Raw genomic sequence first — 15,351 nt, 5'->3', positions numbered from 1 at the left:
AAAAGATATGCCGTGTATCACGCGGTATTTTGGCTGCGTAGTTCAACTGGATAGAATATCAGATTTCGGCTCTGAGGGTTGGGGGTTCGAATCCCTTCGCGGTCACTGAAACTAAAATTATTTAGTTGCAAAGCCATGTAATTCTTATGAATTAATTGGTTTTTAGGTTTTTAAGAGTACAATTGATTTGATAGTAATTTAATTAATATGGTAGCTATCCGTCAGTTAATTTTCAAAGTGTCAGTTCAACTGACACTTTGAAAAATTCTAAAGAACTCGAATAGTTGATTTGACTTTCGTCTATAAATGTTTAATAATTTAAAGACGACAACTATGCGTACAACAAACACATTTTCCATCCTTTTTTGGGTAGACCAAAAGAAGGCAATCTTCAATTATGCTTTAATTTATGCAAGGGTTAGTGTAAATGGTAAAAGGGTAAATATTAGTACTAAAAGGAAAGTACATCTTGAAATTTGGGATACTAAAAAGAAAAAAGCAACAGGAAATTCATCCGAGGCAAGCCAAGTTAATTTGTATTTAGACCAAGTTCACTCACAAATTTTTCAATGTTATCAAGACTTGATCTTCAAAAAGAAATTGGTTACTGCCAAATTGATAAAGTCTAATTATGTAGGAGAGGGCGAAAATGCAAAGACACTTCAAAATATTATAGATTATCATGCTAAAAAATCAGAAAGTACTCTCGCTTCTGGGACTATTCGAAACTTTTTAGTCACTGAAAAATATATTAAAAGGTATTTGAAAAGAGTTTTTAAAACCACTGATATTTATCTAAACCAACTAGACTATAAGTTTATTTGTGATTTTGAACACTTTTTACATACTTATTGGCCTAAGGGACACCCTAATGGCATGAGTCATAATACTGTAATGAAACATATTCAACGTTTCCGTAAAATGGTAACTTTGGCATTTCATTTAGAGTGGATAGATAAAGACCCTTTCATTCGTTGGAAACCGACTTTTGAAAAAAGAGAAAGGGAGTTTCTATCGGCTAATGAACTTTCAAACATAGAAACATATAATTTTCCAATTGAACGATTAGACAGAGTAAGGGATCTGTTTATATTTAGTTGTTATACAGGGATTAGTTATGCCGATATCATAGTTTTAACTGAATCAAATATTGTAATGGGTATTGATGGATTTAATTGGATTATCACTAAACGACAAAAAACAAAAACCCCTGTGAAAGTGCCTATTTTGGATAAAGCTCAAGAACTTATTGCTAAATATAGCAATCACCCAATGACAATAGTATCTGAAACCTTATTTCCTGTCATTTCAAATGCAAAATTGAATTTATATTTAAAGGAAATAGCAGATGCCTGTGGTATAAAGAAGAATCTGACCTTTCATATTGCAAGGCATACTTTTGCTACAACGATTACTTTAACTAATGGAGTTCCTATTGAAACTGTATCAAAATTGCTTGGGCATACTAGAGTCGCAACTACTCAAATTTATGCTAAAGTTATTGAGAGAAAGGTTAGCACAGATATGCTTTCTTTGAAAAAGAAGCTAAAGTTTGAGAGTGAAAATTAAATAAATAAAGATGATCAGACTGTAAATGTGTATGGCTTCCAGTGTTGGCTTATTCACGCAATCTTTTCTTTTTTAATTTATTCCTGATTCCAGTCAACTTTAGTAAATCCTCATTATTAATTCCTAGAGTGGGGTTAAGGATGTTATAATCGTTCTGTATTAATATTTGCTCAATATTTGATTTCTTTTCGAAACTAGTGGTGAAGTCTTTAAATTGATTTTCATTAATCTTAATGAACGGAATAGGTAATTTTTTAAATTCACTCGGAATAAGCTCTAAAACACCACCACCGTAATATCTGCCATCCAATTCAGATAGAAGCAGGGTTAAAGTATTGTAAAACGAGTATATAAAGCTATTTAAATCATAATCGTTTCTCATTGCAACTTTATACGCAGAATCGGTTACAAAGGCATTAGAATTGTTCTTTAGAAGCTTAGGATATAAATGGCTTCGCTTAAAGAAGAATGCATCAGGTTTCTCGGATATGTTAGGAATAACATACCAATTGTTTCTGATTTTACATTTGTATCTATTAGGTATTTCTTCTAATTCTCCTAATTTTAAATACTCTCTTAGATTTTTTGAAATCTTATCATTATCATTTAACTGAAGAAGCTTAGTAGGACGTTTATTATCCTCAAGATTTTGAAAGTCTTCGTTATTAAATACGACACTTCCATTTACAAATTGGCCTTTCTGAATTATTGGTTTCGTGTGCTTTGATAAATTGTATTGTTTTTCAGTTTCTTTATCAATAATGAAAAACTTATTTGCAGCAGTTACAATACCAGGTTTTGAATCTGTATAATAATTTACATTTTTAAGTACTTTCTTTAGGTTATCTATAAATGTTAATTCATCAGAGGTTAAAAAATGATGAGTCCATTTTACCTTTGAGGAAACAAGTAATTCATTATTTTTTAAAACGAAGCTATCGTTTATTAAATCTTCTTTAGAAGTAGTGTTAGCAAAAAACTCGCCTTTATTATCAGATTTCTTATAGGCGAAAAGAACGATTGTATCTTGACCTTTGCACTCAAACATTAAATCATTGAAAGTAAATATTTCAATTCTTTCAAATTGGGCTTTTAAATATTCTCTAATCTCTTCGGCAAATTTAACTTGTAATAATTCTGATGGTAAGACAAAAGCTAAAACTCCATTTTTAGCCAAAAACGTATTTGCTTTTACCAAAAATGTTGTCCAAATATTTTTAACTGATGCTTCTGTTAGTTCTTCGTTAGAATGTATTTTTTTGCATAATTCGATTTGTTTTGAACTAAGAATGTTTTTTTTGATATATGGTGGATTACCAACTATAGCGGAATATTGTTTAGTAGTTGAAAATTCTAAGAAGTCCGTTTCTATAAATGAAGCCGTTTTTCTGCTCCACTTAACTGAAGCCGTTTTTAATTCAACTTTATTAATGTCTAAAGCCGTTAAGTTGATGTTTATGTTTTTCTCTTTTTCTAACTCTGAAATAAATGCTCCATCTCCAACACTTGGTTCTAATATTGACATACGAGTTCTGTTTCCAAAATGAGACAATACTCTTTTAGAAATAAATTCAGCCAAATATGATGGCGTGTAATATGAACCAGTATCTTTTTTATTCATTTAGCTATAAACTGTTATAATATTTCATCAATTCTTTATCGTATCTGTAATATTCAAAACTTATTTTTTCAGCTTCTTTCAAAATTTCTTTATATTCTTTTGAATTTTCATCTCTTTTATTCAGTTCAATAATAAAAGCGTCAATCAATTTTCTTCTCTGGTTTAGTTCCCATAATAATTTTATTGAATAATCTCTTTCGTCAAATTTAAAAGCATACTTCCACATCCAATGACCTAAGGCGGTTTTCCACATAATACCTCCATCACTTGTACGAAGTAAATGATTATCAAAATCCTTATCACAAGGGTCTACAAACCCTTGATTATTTTGATTATGAATATTCACATCATTTGATGGCCATTTTGATAATTTATTATTGTTACAGAATTTACAAGAATAAACCAAGTTGGTATATTCTACAGTTGATATATTTCCAAGAGGAATAAACAATGATTTTGGAATGAAATGGTCAACTTCAAACCAAGTATGTCTATATCCATCATATGAGCCACAATATCCACAATGAAAATTAAAATCTTCTTGTAAATCGGGTTTGTGTTCTGTCCATTTACCTTCTTTTGGAAATTTTGTTGGAACTTTACGTCTAGTAGGTAGCAACTCTCTTACATTCATTTCCCTTTACTTTTTTCAATTAATGATTGTAGGAATGCTTCGGCTTCTTTACGTGTTTTGGATAAATCTTCTAACTTATCATAAGAAATTAGTTTTTCAGGTACTTCTTTTACCTTCGTTTTGTCTAAATCCCTAAGTTCTCGTTGCAAAGAAAGTAATTTATCTTCTTCAGAAGAACTTAAACCTTCCGCTTGACCTTTTAACAATAATTCAGAAATAGTATTTTTTTTCTTTTCTATATGGCTTCTATATTGTTCTATTTTTTTGGTTAGCGTTGTTATAAAATGTTGAACTTTTTCTTTGTCCTCTTCTTCCTCGCTAAAAATCTCATCCTTATCGAAAATTTTGCTCCAATCTTCAACAAAAGGCTCAGCTTGGTCTACTTTATTTGTGAAAATAATATAAGGAAATAGTGGTCTTTTATCATAAAACTCACTTTCTACAGCCTCTCCATTAAATGCAACTAAATTTGTTTCTCTTAGCTTATAATCAATCATTAATAAATCAATAGGAGATGAGTATACTTGAACCATAAGCTCATTTAAACTCATACCTTTATTAAAGTCATAACCAATAATTTCTATTTCAAAATCTCTAAACCTTCTTTGATACTTTTTTACTTGTTTTACATCTTCGTCAATGTATCCAATTTTATATTTTGTTGCCATAATTTATTTTTTTCTAGTAGGGAATGAGATTAAAACGGAGAAGCCTTTTTTAGGTTCAAGAACGTCAATAGTACCGTTATTATCGTCAATTACAGATTTCACCAAATACATTCCTAAACCTGTTCCTATTTCTTTTCCTTTTCTATCTCTTTTAGCTGTCTTAAATGGTAAAAATATTTCCTCTTTATCTTCGAAAACATCATCTAAACCAACTCCGTTGTCAGAATACAATATCTCAATTTGTTCATTCTTGAATTCTACAATTATTTCTATTATTCTTACTTGAATCTCATTTAAATTATTGAAAGAATCAATAGAATTATTTATGAGATTGGTGAAAATAGTTGACATATCCATTTCAAAAGCTCTAAAATCATAAGATGAATCTTTTATATTGTCATAGATATTTAGTGTAATATCTTTCTTTTTGAAAATTTTACTCCAAGATGTTTTTAAAGATTTAAAGAATCCCGAAAATTTGAAACTACCTCTTGTTCTCTTATCTTTCTTTATAGCTGTTAAAGCGTAATCGACCCAATGAATTATTCTATCTGAGTTTTCATTTAGTAGTTCTAGAATATCTTTACCATCGTCGTATTCAATTTGTTTTTTTATTTCTTCTGGTGTAATTTTGTTGAATATATCTTCAAGTCTTTTTATTTCGATAGAATCATCTCTTATATCTTTTAGTTCGTGGGCAAAAGATGAGACGACAAGACCCAAACTTGCCAAAGACCTTACTTGAACAATTTCTTGATTTTCTTGCTCAGCCTTTTCATCATCAATAGCTTTAAAGGTGTCTTTAAAAGCTTTTTCATATGTTTTTTTCTCTTCCTCTTCTTTCTTCTCTTGAAATAAATCTATTTTGCTTCTTTTGCCATAAATTGATTCCTCAACTTTTTTTCTTCGGGCAACTATTTTTTCAGCAAGTGCTTGAGCTCTTTTTTGTAGTTCTTTTTCCCTTAACTTTTCTTTTACTTTTCTATTGTATAGGAATATTGGATTTAAAATTTTTGTTCTATCAAACTCAAATTCGTGAATTACACCAACAATTATTTTTTTAAAAGTCTCAAAGGAATCATTTTCCTGAAGAGAGCCTCTATCAGATTTATCAATGAGAAGCGGGTTATTCATTCTAGAAATAGTAATAATACCTGCCGTTTGTTCAGGTCTAACTCTCCAATCTCCAATTCTTTGTCCAGCCCCAGCTGGACTTTGAGCAACTCGAGCTCCTAATCTAAGCCAATCATTTGTTGGGTCTCCATAGGGTCTAACTCTAAATGAATCTCTATAAATTTTAACTCCTCCAAATCTCTCTAGCGTTGATTTTCTTTCACTAGCTATAACTGATTTAAAAGGATATCCCTCCTTTAAAGAATTTGAAAATTTTAGGTAATAAAATGTTAAATCAAAACTACCCACGTCTTTTAGTAATGTTTTATTAGAATCGTTAAGTTTCCACTTCAATACTTTATCAATGGATTTTGAGTATTTAAAAGTTTTATTTTCAATTGTTTCCAAATCATAAGGATGTTTTTTTGATTTGTAGACATCTGGAAAGTTCTTTTTTAATAATTTGATATCAATTTCATTTCTTGTTATTTCAAAATCTATATTTAAAGTTTCAGCGTTATATGTTGCTTTTAACTTATAGTCATAATCATTAAAAAAAGCCGTTTCAACTTTACCAAACTCTTTTAGTTGTTGGAAATGTTTAAAGTAAACTTCAAAAGGAATATTTAGTTCTTTTGGAGGAATTAACGCTTCAAGACTTTTAAAAACTGAAGAAGTTTCATCATCAAACCAATCATCCTTTAAGTTTGATATTTTAATAATTGTACCCTTGTCAAAATTTATTTTTTCAATTGCTTTTGCTATGACTTGATTATTTTCGGTAATTGACTTTATTATTTCAGTTAATTTTATTTTTTCAGAGACAAGTTCTGCTTCAATCTGAGAAATTGCCTTTTCAGATTCATCAAACTGATTCCAATCCATTTTCCAGAAGGAACCAATATTATTTTCAGCTGTTTTTGAAAGTGTCCACATTTCTGTTTCGAATCCAAGTCTGTCCAATGCAAATCGTCCTATACCTTTTGCTCCTGTTTTTGTTCTTTCATCATCAGAGATGTAATCCTTTTCTTTATTGCCTGTTCCAATTTGCATCCAATGGTCTTCAATGACTTTTTTGGTCATTCCTTCTCCATTGTCAATAATGTATAATATACTTTGTTCTTTTATTGGAATTTCAATTTCTTTACCATCACTATCTTTTATCTTTTTGGTAGGAATATCGAATAAGACTAGACAGTTCTTAGCATCTGCATCATAAGAATTTTTCACCAATTCCATAATGGCCCCTTCAGGATTAGAGAAATTCTCTCTACCCAATAATTTACCTGCTCTTGCGGAAACTTTGAAAGCGATTTTAGCCATTAATTATTGTATTTCTAATTTTAGATGTTTACAAACTTCTTCCAAAACTTCAGCTGGTTCAGTATCAATTGCCAATGCAATTAAATAAAGTTCTTCGGCGGTTAGACGAGTTGAACTTTTTAAACTCAATTCACTTAGTCGAGAAGTACTGATACCTGTTCTTCTTGATATTTCAGCTTTATTAACTGATTTTTTATCCAAAAGCTTTCCTATTTCTGTCATTGTTTAGAAATGTTTGACACAAATATATAAAAATAGGATGATTATTTAGATTTTCGGGATGTTTAATTCAGTCGGATACGGTGGAAAAGGCAAGCTCTTTTTGTTTTTTGAGGCACGAAAAAAATGAAATGTGCTTGACTGTGCGTTGGCTTTTCAGCTTCTTACTAACGTAAAATCAAATTACTGATTTTTGCCAAGTTGCAAATCATCATTTGTGAGTCCATATTTATCAATTTGCTTACGCATTCTTTTTACGAGTCCTAGTTTTCTTTTTTTGGTCAAGGTAAAGATAACCTTCTGGATTATTGTATGCAATGCCCTTAACAATCAAGTTCCAAATAATTACGGCTAATTTCCTTGCAGTTGCTGTAATATCAGAGACTCTACCTTTCCTAAAATTGATTTTATCAAAAAGTCTCTAAGCGGTGTGCTTGTGCTATCCTTTAAGTTTCCAATAGAATTAGCAGCATTTCTAAGCGCTATTTTTAACCTACTACTGCCTTTTCCTATTTTGCTAGAGAATACTTTTCCACCACTTACTTTGTTATTGGGAGCAAGTCTAAGCCAAGAAGTAAAGTGCTTTGCTGTTTTAAATTTTTTAATCCCATCATAACCAACTTCACTCATTACAGCAAGAACAGTATTGTAGCTCATACCTTCTATTGCCAATAAATCTACACCTTTAAACATTTTGTAAGATTTTAAATTGATATCTATGTTTTTTGGGGTGTTCTTATTGAGTCTTTTGTAAGGTTTCTTATGAATGTAATGCTCACCTTTTTCAGGGTCTTTACCAATAATTTCATCAAGTTTACTGGCTATTTGATCATCACATTCTCTAATTTTTTTTTTGAATAAATTGTATAAGAAACTAATTCATCTTTTAGTGGTAGTAAAAAATGCTATGTAATGTCTTAGACTCACCAACTATATTATTAAATTAGTCAAGTTTTGACAAATGAAAAGGTTATCTAGCTTATAAAAAATCGTAACGACAGTTAATAGGTTTGTTATTGAGAGTTCGTACGTATATAATAGTTGGGGGGTAACTTGCAAATTTGTAAAATTGAAAATAATGATAGACGACCTACTAAGGAGCAATTGAAGAAATTATCGAAAGCTTTAGAAATTGATTTTAAGACTCTTTCGACTTTATGGTATGCACAAAAGGTTTATGAAGAAATAAAAAACGAAAAACATATTGATGACATCCTAAAAGAGATAAAGAAAAAAGTAAAACATTCTAGGTCATTATAAAATAAATAGTAAGAGTATTAGTATGAATCTTGAATATTTAAAAAGTCTTCCTTCTTCAAAATATGATTTACCTATTGATAGTAATCAAATGCTATTGCCTATAAATGGAATGCTCTGGGAAGACTTTGAAAAGCTTTCGTTAAGAATGGTTGAATATGTTGAAGGTTTTAGTATATCCGATTGCGAAATATTCGGAAGACAAGGACAAAAACAGTCAGGTGTAGATATTTACGGACTAAGGGAAAATGGGCAATACTATACGTTTCAATGCAAAAAATACGAATCAATTTCTACTTCAGACTTAAACAAAATTTTATCTGATTTTGAAGTAGGTGAATGGTTCAGTAAAACGGAAAAATTCTTCATTTGTACTACTGCTAGTTTTAGCGATGTACATGTACAAAAGCGATATGAAGAATTAAAAAAAGAGTATTTAAAAAAGGGAAAACAGATAGATAAGTGGGATTATTCTTCAATAAATAGAATCTTAAAAACACATCCAAAAATTGTATATGACTTTTTTGGTGCTGAATGGTGTAAAGCCTTTTGTGGAGAAGAGGTTTATACCAGCGTAATTACATCAATGGATTTTAATCAAATAGAGCGCTCTTTTGACAAAGCATCCTTCTTTTTATCAAGAGTGAAGAATTACTTTTATAAAAAACAATCTAGCCACATTGATAGAAAAGAGACGAAGAAAATAATTGATTGGGTAGTTACTGATTTAAAAGATGGTAAAAAGAACCTTCTCGTGTTGGAAGGTGATAAAGGGATGGGGAAGTCCGTAATCTTGAAGGATGTCTATGAAGAACTAAAAAGGCAAAATTTCACAGTATTAGGTATAAAAGCAGATAAGTATTATGCCAATTCCCCAAGGGAACTCGAAAACAAAATATTCGTAGATGATAATATTACTTTTTCAAAAACTATAGGGGCGTTAAACACATACAAACGGGAACTTGTCATCATTATTGACCAGTTAGATGCTTTGTCTCAAACACTATCATCAAATAGAGAATATATTCAGACTTATAATAGAATAGTTAGCGAATTGCTTGGGGAGAAGAATATTAGAATTATTATTTCATCAAGAAGCTTTGACCTAAAATATGATGCAGAACTAAGTGTTTACAAATCAAATGAATATCATAATATAAAAACTTCTCTATTAGAGGAGAAGGAAGTTATAAATACGCTTCAAAACTTTGGGATAAATTGCTCGCAAAAAAAAGTTTTAGAACTTTTAAGAACCCCGAACCAATTGGAAGTGTTTTGTAAGCTTCCTAATAAGAATAAAATTAATCTTGATACTTTATCATCCTTAAAGGATTTATATGATGCTTTATGGAAAAGTCTCATAATACCGATGGTGGACTTAAAATTAAGTGAATTATTTTATAGTATCGCTATTGAGATGTATGATAGACAGCAGATAGTTGTCAATGATAAGTTTTCTGATAGATATTATTCGGAGATTCAATACCTACTCAGTAATCAATTAATTATCAAAGAAGAATCTGAGATTCAATTCTTTCATCAAACTTTTTATGATTACACTTTTTCAAGACAATTCGTAGAAAAAGGGAATGATATATTCCACTATCTCAATGAGAATGAACAGAACTTAGAGGTTAGGTCTATAATAAAGATGGTTTTTGAATACTTACGTGAATATGACCATAGCAGGTATGTTTTAAGTATAAATTCTATTCTTAAATCTTCTAAGTACCGTTTTCATATAAAGTCCTTAGTAATAAGTAATCTTGGTATTGTAACAAATCCGTCAAATCAAGAAAAGGAAATATATCATAGATACATATCGAAAAATTATCTCTTTGAAGACGTATTTGTCCATTCTATTGTTTCTCAAGGATGGGTTGAATATTTAATACATCAAAAAGCATTGAATAAGTTTCTTTTTAATCAGGAAACGTTGGCTAATAAGATTCATGAAATTTATAAAAAGCAGTCAGTATTTCGCATTGATTTTTTAGAAAAGTTTGATTCAGGAAATAAAGTTGACTATCAAAGAAATCTGGTTTGGCGATTCTTTAGGAATAATATTAATATTGTCCCTCTCTCAATAATGAAATATTTAGATGAATTAGAAGATTTTGATGATAAACCAAATTTTAATGAAAGGGTTCTTTCGGGGCTTAACGAATGGGAGCATGAAAATTTACTTCTATTTTTTGAAAAATATATAACGTTTAACGAGGAGTCCAAGGGCAGAGATAACTTTTGGTATTATGAAATTTTAAAAAAGATATTTGAACATCATGAGTTGTACGTAATTAATTTGTTAAAGCCTATTTTAATTGATGTTTTTAGCTCTGGAGATACCTGGCATAGTAACAAATTTCTTCGTGAACAAGAAGAATTATTAAAGGCTATAATTGCCAAAAGCCCTGAAGTGGGTTTCAGTTTTATTTTGGACCTCTATAAGACAGTAATAGATGAAAACAAAGATGAATCGCATCTGGAGGAAATTAAAAGTCCACTATATAAATGTTCCAAGTTTATTGATGGTTTCAGTTCTAAAGAGGATGCCCATATTGTAGTTGAAGACTTACTTGTAAAGCATCTAAAATCAGAATTTCAAAATAGTAATTACATATTACAATTTTTTGTTGAGCACAAAAATTCAAACTCTATTGATATTATACGCTTAATTCTTCTGACTTTTAAAAATGAAAAAGTCAGATATATTGATAGTGTATATGAGTTTATTGGTATTGTATGTGCTAAAAATGGATTTAACGGTTACGACGATAAATTTCAATTGTATTTCAGGCAGGTAATTGGCCAGTATTTTTCCCACTTTTCCTCAGAGCAAAAAGAAAAAGTAGCGGAAATACTTCTTTCTGTAAAGAGTCCTTACGATTTCAAATATTATAAGTACGAAAATGATGAAGGACGAGAAAAAGTAAACTTCTACGGTATTAGTAAAAAAAAGTTTTTGTTTATTAAGCAACTTCCAAAAGTTGAAATATGGCAAATTCCTACTTTAAAAAAAGCCTATCAAGAATATTATAGAAAGTTTGGTGATGTTGATAGTAATAAAGCCTTGAACGTTTCTTCTAGTAGAAGTTATGGAGTAGGTGCACCCCTACCCCAAAAAGCTTATAAAGAAATGGATTTAGAAAATTGGCAAAATAGTATGTCAAAGTTTAATGATGATTATCGTGGAGAGCGTGGTCCGAAAGGAGGAAAACTCGAACATTCTAGAGCATTTGTAGATAGTGTGAGAAGTAACTCTAATAAGTTCTATCACTTTATCCTAAGTTTATTTGAAAATGAGAATGTTTCTAATGACTATATATCATCAGGGGTTGATGGATTAATTCAAGCGAAATGTGAACCGGAAAAAGTTAAAATAATATACAAGAAATTTATCAAATTAAATTTAGACCTAGTAAATACTTTATATGCCATTCGTCAATGTGATTACCTGATAGATAACAAATTAGTTGATGATGAAATTTTAACCTTTTTAAGCACAAATGCATTAAATCATCCCCACCCTGAAAAACCAATAAATGATGCTTCATCAGATAGCTTAAATAGTGTTAGAGGTTCTGCTATTCATAGAATAATGCAATGCTATGAACAAAAACAATTTGAGGAAACTATTTTTCAGATTGCGGAAAAGGCGGCTTTTGACCTTCAAACATCCGTAAGAGTTGCAGTTTTGCAAGAGTTAGGTTATCTGAACCATTTAGATTTAGCAAGAAGTTTTAAAATTTTTAAACTTCTAACTGAAACTGATGATATTGAATTATTAAAAAACTCTTTTAGAACATCTCAATATTTCAATGTTAAATTTCATAAAGAAATGTATCCCTATTTTGAAAAAATTATTCAGAATAAAAAATTACATAAGGATGGACACGTTATAGTTTTGAGTTGGCTAAATGAAAAAATGTCTGATAAAAGACTTTATAAAAAGTTTATAAAATCAAGTAGTGAGGCAAAACTATGTGCATTGAATATTGCTGAAGCAAATCTTTATAATGAAAATGAGACAACCTCAAAACGAGCATTTAAAATCTTGCTTGAATTTTTAAATAAAAATAATGAGGATTTTGCGACAGCCTATTCAGGAATCATTTTAAGAAAATTCAAAAAACATAACTTCGAAGAATCTTATGAGTTTTTATTGAAGTACTCAAAGAGTAAGCTATGTATGGCTCAACCTAGCTATTTTCTGCAATTACTTTTAACCTGTGTCAATGAGCATCCAGTAAAATGTCTTCATTTGATTCAAAACCTAAACTATCATAAAACTCCAAACATACAAAGAAGAGGATATTATGATAAAGAGCCTGTTCAATTGATTTTGGCAATATATTCTAAACTAAATATGGATCTAGAAAAAAACAGGAAATTCATAAAAAAGGCTCTTGATATTTTTGACGATATGTTAAAACATAATCACTTGAGAAGCAACTTAAATGAAGCGTTGCATTTAATTACTTAACTTTTATATTAAACCATAATACTTTATTCTTTTTATAATTCTCTACTATTCAGTTGAATCATAGGTGCTCCATTTTTGATATGGGCAGTGGTTTGTTTGAAAAGATGGTTTTTAATGTTATTGGGTATTTTATTTTGAATTTCCTATAATAATCTATTCCAATAACAATCGTTGGCATAATTAAACAGTTTCGAGTGAAAAGGATCATTGAATCGTTCTCAACTAATTTGACAGCTCTAAGTTGATTGATTTTCGTTCTACAAATTTGAATTGGTATAGTGTGTTTTGTTCTTAAGTTTGGGAGCTTTGAAAGAGTTTTAAAATCTTAAGATTAAATATTTCTGTTTGTGATTTTTCATTTTTTTGTCAACAACCTTTGAGTCATGTCGAATAAAATAGTGCAAATCCGTTTTGTGCTCACTAGTTTCTGTATTATTCACCTAAGTCTATTGAGAGTATCTTTCGCAGTTGGTAGCTATTTGTTTAACCCCTGCATTCCCGCGTTAATGAGATCAGATGCTTATGATCTATCTTAAACCTTCTAATAGTTCATTTCTTTATGGATTGTAAAGTGAAGTGTCTGAAATTTTTAAGCTCTATAACGAAAGCCAATCCCATAATTTTTTTAACCGCTGTATCGGGAAAGCCTTCTCTTGGCTTTCCACGCTCCCTCGTAAAATTAAGGTTTTGTCAAGCATTTTAAGGGGTTGATAATATTTGAGGCCTTTATTGGTTTTTGGTACAGCAAAAACCAGGCATAGCCTAAGCCACTTCTAATTTGAACCCCTAAATAATCACTTGCTTAACTTTCCGTATACAGGCGTTATTTAAGATTTCAAAAGAAGGGCTAAGGCTATAATGGAAATTGTCAAGACCATGCAAGTTTTATCAAAACTTAAGGTTTCTACAGCCTTGAAAATCCAAGGATTTTACTACGTCGCAGACACTCCTGAACTTTTGCTAAAAGTCTTGACAAAACCCACCTCAAATATTGTTCTCTTTTAGAGAGAAGTATACAAGCACCCCTTAAAATTTAAATCATATTAAAAATCAAAAACCAAAGGGGTAATTATTAATCTTTAAAACCTTTAATCATGAGTACAATTAAAAACAGAGTGCAGTTAATTGGTAACGTAGGTCAAGAACCAAGTATTACCACTTTAGAAGACGGAAAAAAGTTAGCCCGTGTATCATTGGCAACGAATGAACATTACAATAATAAAAAAGGTGAGAAGCAAACCAATACAAGCTGGCACACATTGATAGCTTGGGGTAAGAAAGCTGATATTATTGAAAAGTATGTGACCACAGGAAAAGAAGTAGCCGTTGAAGGTAAGTTATCTTCTAGAAGTTACGAAGCTAAAGACGGTGTAAAACGCTATGTTACTGAAATTACAGTTAGTGAAATTCTATTATTAGGAGCCTAATTTAAAATAAAAGAGAGCTTCATTTGTTTGGAGCTCTCTTTTTAAACTAATGTTTAAAACTTTAAATCGTAACACATGAAAAGTAAAGTTAATGAAATTCAAATAGGTTATAAAGAGAATTTAAAAGCTTCTTTGTCTATAGGTTGTTCTCAAGATGCATGCCGCATATTATATGATAATTGGAATAAGGATACTATAGGGTTATGTGAATCTTTCAAAATTCTACTTTTAAATAATTCAAATATGGTTAAAGGGGTCTATGAACTTTCAACAGGAGGTTTAACAGGAACTTTTGTAGATGTGCGGATACTTTTTGGGATTGTTTTAAAATCTCTTAGTACAGGTGTTATTTTGGCTCATAATCATCCGAGCGGAAAATTAATACCTAGTGAAGCCGATAAACAAATAACTACTAAAATTAAACAAGGTGCTTTGTTGCTTGATATTAAAGTATTGGATCACTTAATCATTGTTCCTAATGGTGGTTATTATAGTTTCGCTGATAGCGGTATCCTATAAACGAAAATTTAATTATTAAATAACTAAGGCTTCTGGAACTACTTGAAGTCTTTTTTTTGCATTCTTGTTATAATATAGGCTCAATTAGCTTTTTAGAAAGTGAAGGTTTTGAAAATCATTAAAATTGTACTTAAATCAATACAATTGAGACTAATTCAGGTTTTTAGTTTTCTACATAATGCGATATCTTGAGTGAAAGATTAAGCTGGTAAATAACAATACTGTAGAGCTGTAAGGTGGTATGAAAAATTTTGTCCCTGCGGGACGAAATCGAATAGCAAGAGGGTAACACGCGTTGCGGTGTTACGTGGTTCGATTTCGCTATAACCCCTTTGTTTATGAGGGGTTTGGGGCGTGTGATGTTTGTGGCTGAACTTGGTTTTTTAGTAAAAAATCAGTTCAGCCCAGTAAAATCAACAAATTTTTTACTAAAAAATGGACGAGGGGTTTGAAAAAGAGAGGTTTGTAACATTTAAACTGAAATCTTCAGTAGCTAAGAAGTTTCGGAAATTCTGTAA

At 30.4% G+C, this 15,351-nt stretch carries 10 protein-coding genes and 1 tRNA gene; 5 read left to right on the top strand and 6 right to left on the bottom strand.

Going from position 1 to position 15,351, the window contains the following annotated elements:
• Positions 1-31 precede the first annotated feature (31 nt).
• Together Q4566_RS15380 and Q4566_RS15375 are read left to right on the top strand one after the other, a co-directional pair.
• A tRNA-Arg gene (locus Q4566_RS15380) sits at positions 32-105 on the top strand.
• 228 nt (positions 106-333) lie between these two features.
• A complete protein-coding gene (locus Q4566_RS15375) occupies positions 334-1,569 on the top strand; it encodes a site-specific integrase (RefSeq protein ID WP_303423149.1) in 1,236 nt (411 codons plus the stop codon).
• Between the two features lie 49 nt (positions 1,570-1,618).
• Here Q4566_RS15375 and Q4566_RS15370 read toward each other — a convergent pair whose 3' ends face one another.
• The 6 genes from Q4566_RS15370 to Q4566_RS15345 form a co-directional block, all read right to left on the bottom strand.
• On the bottom strand, positions 1,619-3,190 hold the full coding sequence (locus Q4566_RS15370) for an Eco57I restriction-modification methylase domain-containing protein (RefSeq protein WP_303423147.1): 1,572 nt from the start codon (positions 3,188-3,190) through the stop codon (positions 1,619-1,621).
• Positions 3,191-3,194: 4 nt separating this feature from the next.
• Entirely contained in the window at positions 3,195-3,824 is a 630-nt protein-coding gene (locus tag Q4566_RS15365) for an HNH endonuclease (RefSeq protein ID WP_303423145.1), read from the bottom strand.
• On the bottom strand, positions 3,821-4,492 hold the full coding sequence (locus Q4566_RS15360; protein ID WP_303423143.1) for a hypothetical protein: 672 nt from the start codon (positions 4,490-4,492) through the stop codon (positions 3,821-3,823). The genes Q4566_RS15365 and Q4566_RS15360 overlap by 4 nt, the downstream gene beginning before the upstream one ends.
• A gap of 3 nt (positions 4,493-4,495) precedes the next feature.
• A complete protein-coding gene (locus Q4566_RS15355) occupies positions 4,496-6,928 on the bottom strand; it encodes a sensor histidine kinase (protein WP_303423141.1) in 2,433 nt (810 codons plus the stop codon).
• 3 nt (positions 6,929-6,931) lie between these two features.
• Positions 6,932-7,150 (bottom strand): helix-turn-helix transcriptional regulator, encoded by a 219-nt coding sequence (locus Q4566_RS15350; protein WP_303423139.1) that lies wholly within the window; start codon positions 7,148-7,150, stop codon positions 6,932-6,934.
• 348 nt (positions 7,151-7,498) lie between these two features.
• Complete coding sequence (locus tag Q4566_RS15345) at positions 7,499-7,840, bottom strand: transposase (RefSeq protein WP_303423137.1); 342 nt, start codon at positions 7,838-7,840, stop codon at positions 7,499-7,501.
• A 589-nt stretch (positions 7,841-8,429) separates the two neighbouring features.
• Here Q4566_RS15345 and Q4566_RS15340 point away from each other — a divergent pair.
• From Q4566_RS15340 to Q4566_RS15330, 3 genes are all read left to right on the top strand, one after another.
• Complete coding sequence (locus Q4566_RS15340; RefSeq protein WP_303423135.1) at positions 8,430-12,887, top strand: ATP-binding protein; 4,458 nt, start codon at positions 8,430-8,432, stop codon at positions 12,885-12,887.
• Positions 12,888-13,981: 1,094 nt separating this feature from the next.
• Positions 13,982-14,314, top strand: a complete 333-nt coding sequence (locus Q4566_RS15335) for a single-stranded DNA-binding protein (RefSeq protein ID WP_303423133.1) — start codon at positions 13,982-13,984, stop codon at positions 14,312-14,314.
• A gap of 75 nt (positions 14,315-14,389) precedes the next feature.
• Positions 14,390-14,833, top strand: a complete 444-nt coding sequence (locus Q4566_RS15330; protein ID WP_303423132.1) for a RadC family protein — start codon at positions 14,390-14,392, stop codon at positions 14,831-14,833.
• Positions 14,834-15,351: the final 518 nt, after the last annotated feature.

The sequence above is a fragment of the Tamlana sp. 2_MG-2023 genome (assembly GCF_030548465.1).
In the GTDB taxonomy this organism is placed as follows: Bacteria; Bacteroidota; Bacteroidia; order Flavobacteriales; family Flavobacteriaceae; genus Pseudotamlana.
This window is presented reverse-complemented; position numbering and strand designations above follow the sequence as displayed.

Excerpts from the sequence above, each read along its gene's own strand:
- Q4566_RS15375 (WP_303423149.1), top strand. The coding sequence starts at position 334 with ATGCGTACAACAAACACATTTTCCATCCTTTTTTGGGTAGACCAAAAG.
- Q4566_RS15370 (WP_303423147.1), bottom strand. The coding sequence starts at position 3,190 with ATGAATAAAAAAGATACTGGTTCATATTACACGCCATCATATTTGGCT.
- Q4566_RS15365 (WP_303423145.1), bottom strand. The coding sequence starts at position 3,824 with ATGAATGTAAGAGAGTTGCTACCTACTAGACGTAAAGTTCCAACAAAA.
- Q4566_RS15360 (WP_303423143.1), bottom strand. The coding sequence starts at position 4,492 with ATGGCAACAAAATATAAAATTGGATACATTGACGAAGATGTAAAACAA.
- Q4566_RS15355 (WP_303423141.1), bottom strand. The coding sequence starts at position 6,928 with ATGGCTAAAATCGCTTTCAAAGTTTCCGCAAGAGCAGGTAAATTATTG.
- Q4566_RS15350 (WP_303423139.1), bottom strand. The coding sequence starts at position 7,150 with ATGACAGAAATAGGAAAGCTTTTGGATAAAAAATCAGTTAATAAAGCT.
- Q4566_RS15345 (WP_303423137.1), bottom strand. The coding sequence starts at position 7,840 with ATGTTTAAAGGTGTAGATTTATTGGCAATAGAAGGTATGAGCTACAAT.
- Q4566_RS15340 (WP_303423135.1), top strand. The coding sequence starts at position 8,430 with ATGAATCTTGAATATTTAAAAAGTCTTCCTTCTTCAAAATATGATTTA.
- Q4566_RS15335 (WP_303423133.1), top strand. The coding sequence starts at position 13,982 with ATGAGTACAATTAAAAACAGAGTGCAGTTAATTGGTAACGTAGGTCAA.
- Q4566_RS15330 (WP_303423132.1), top strand. The coding sequence starts at position 14,390 with ATGAAAAGTAAAGTTAATGAAATTCAAATAGGTTATAAAGAGAATTTA.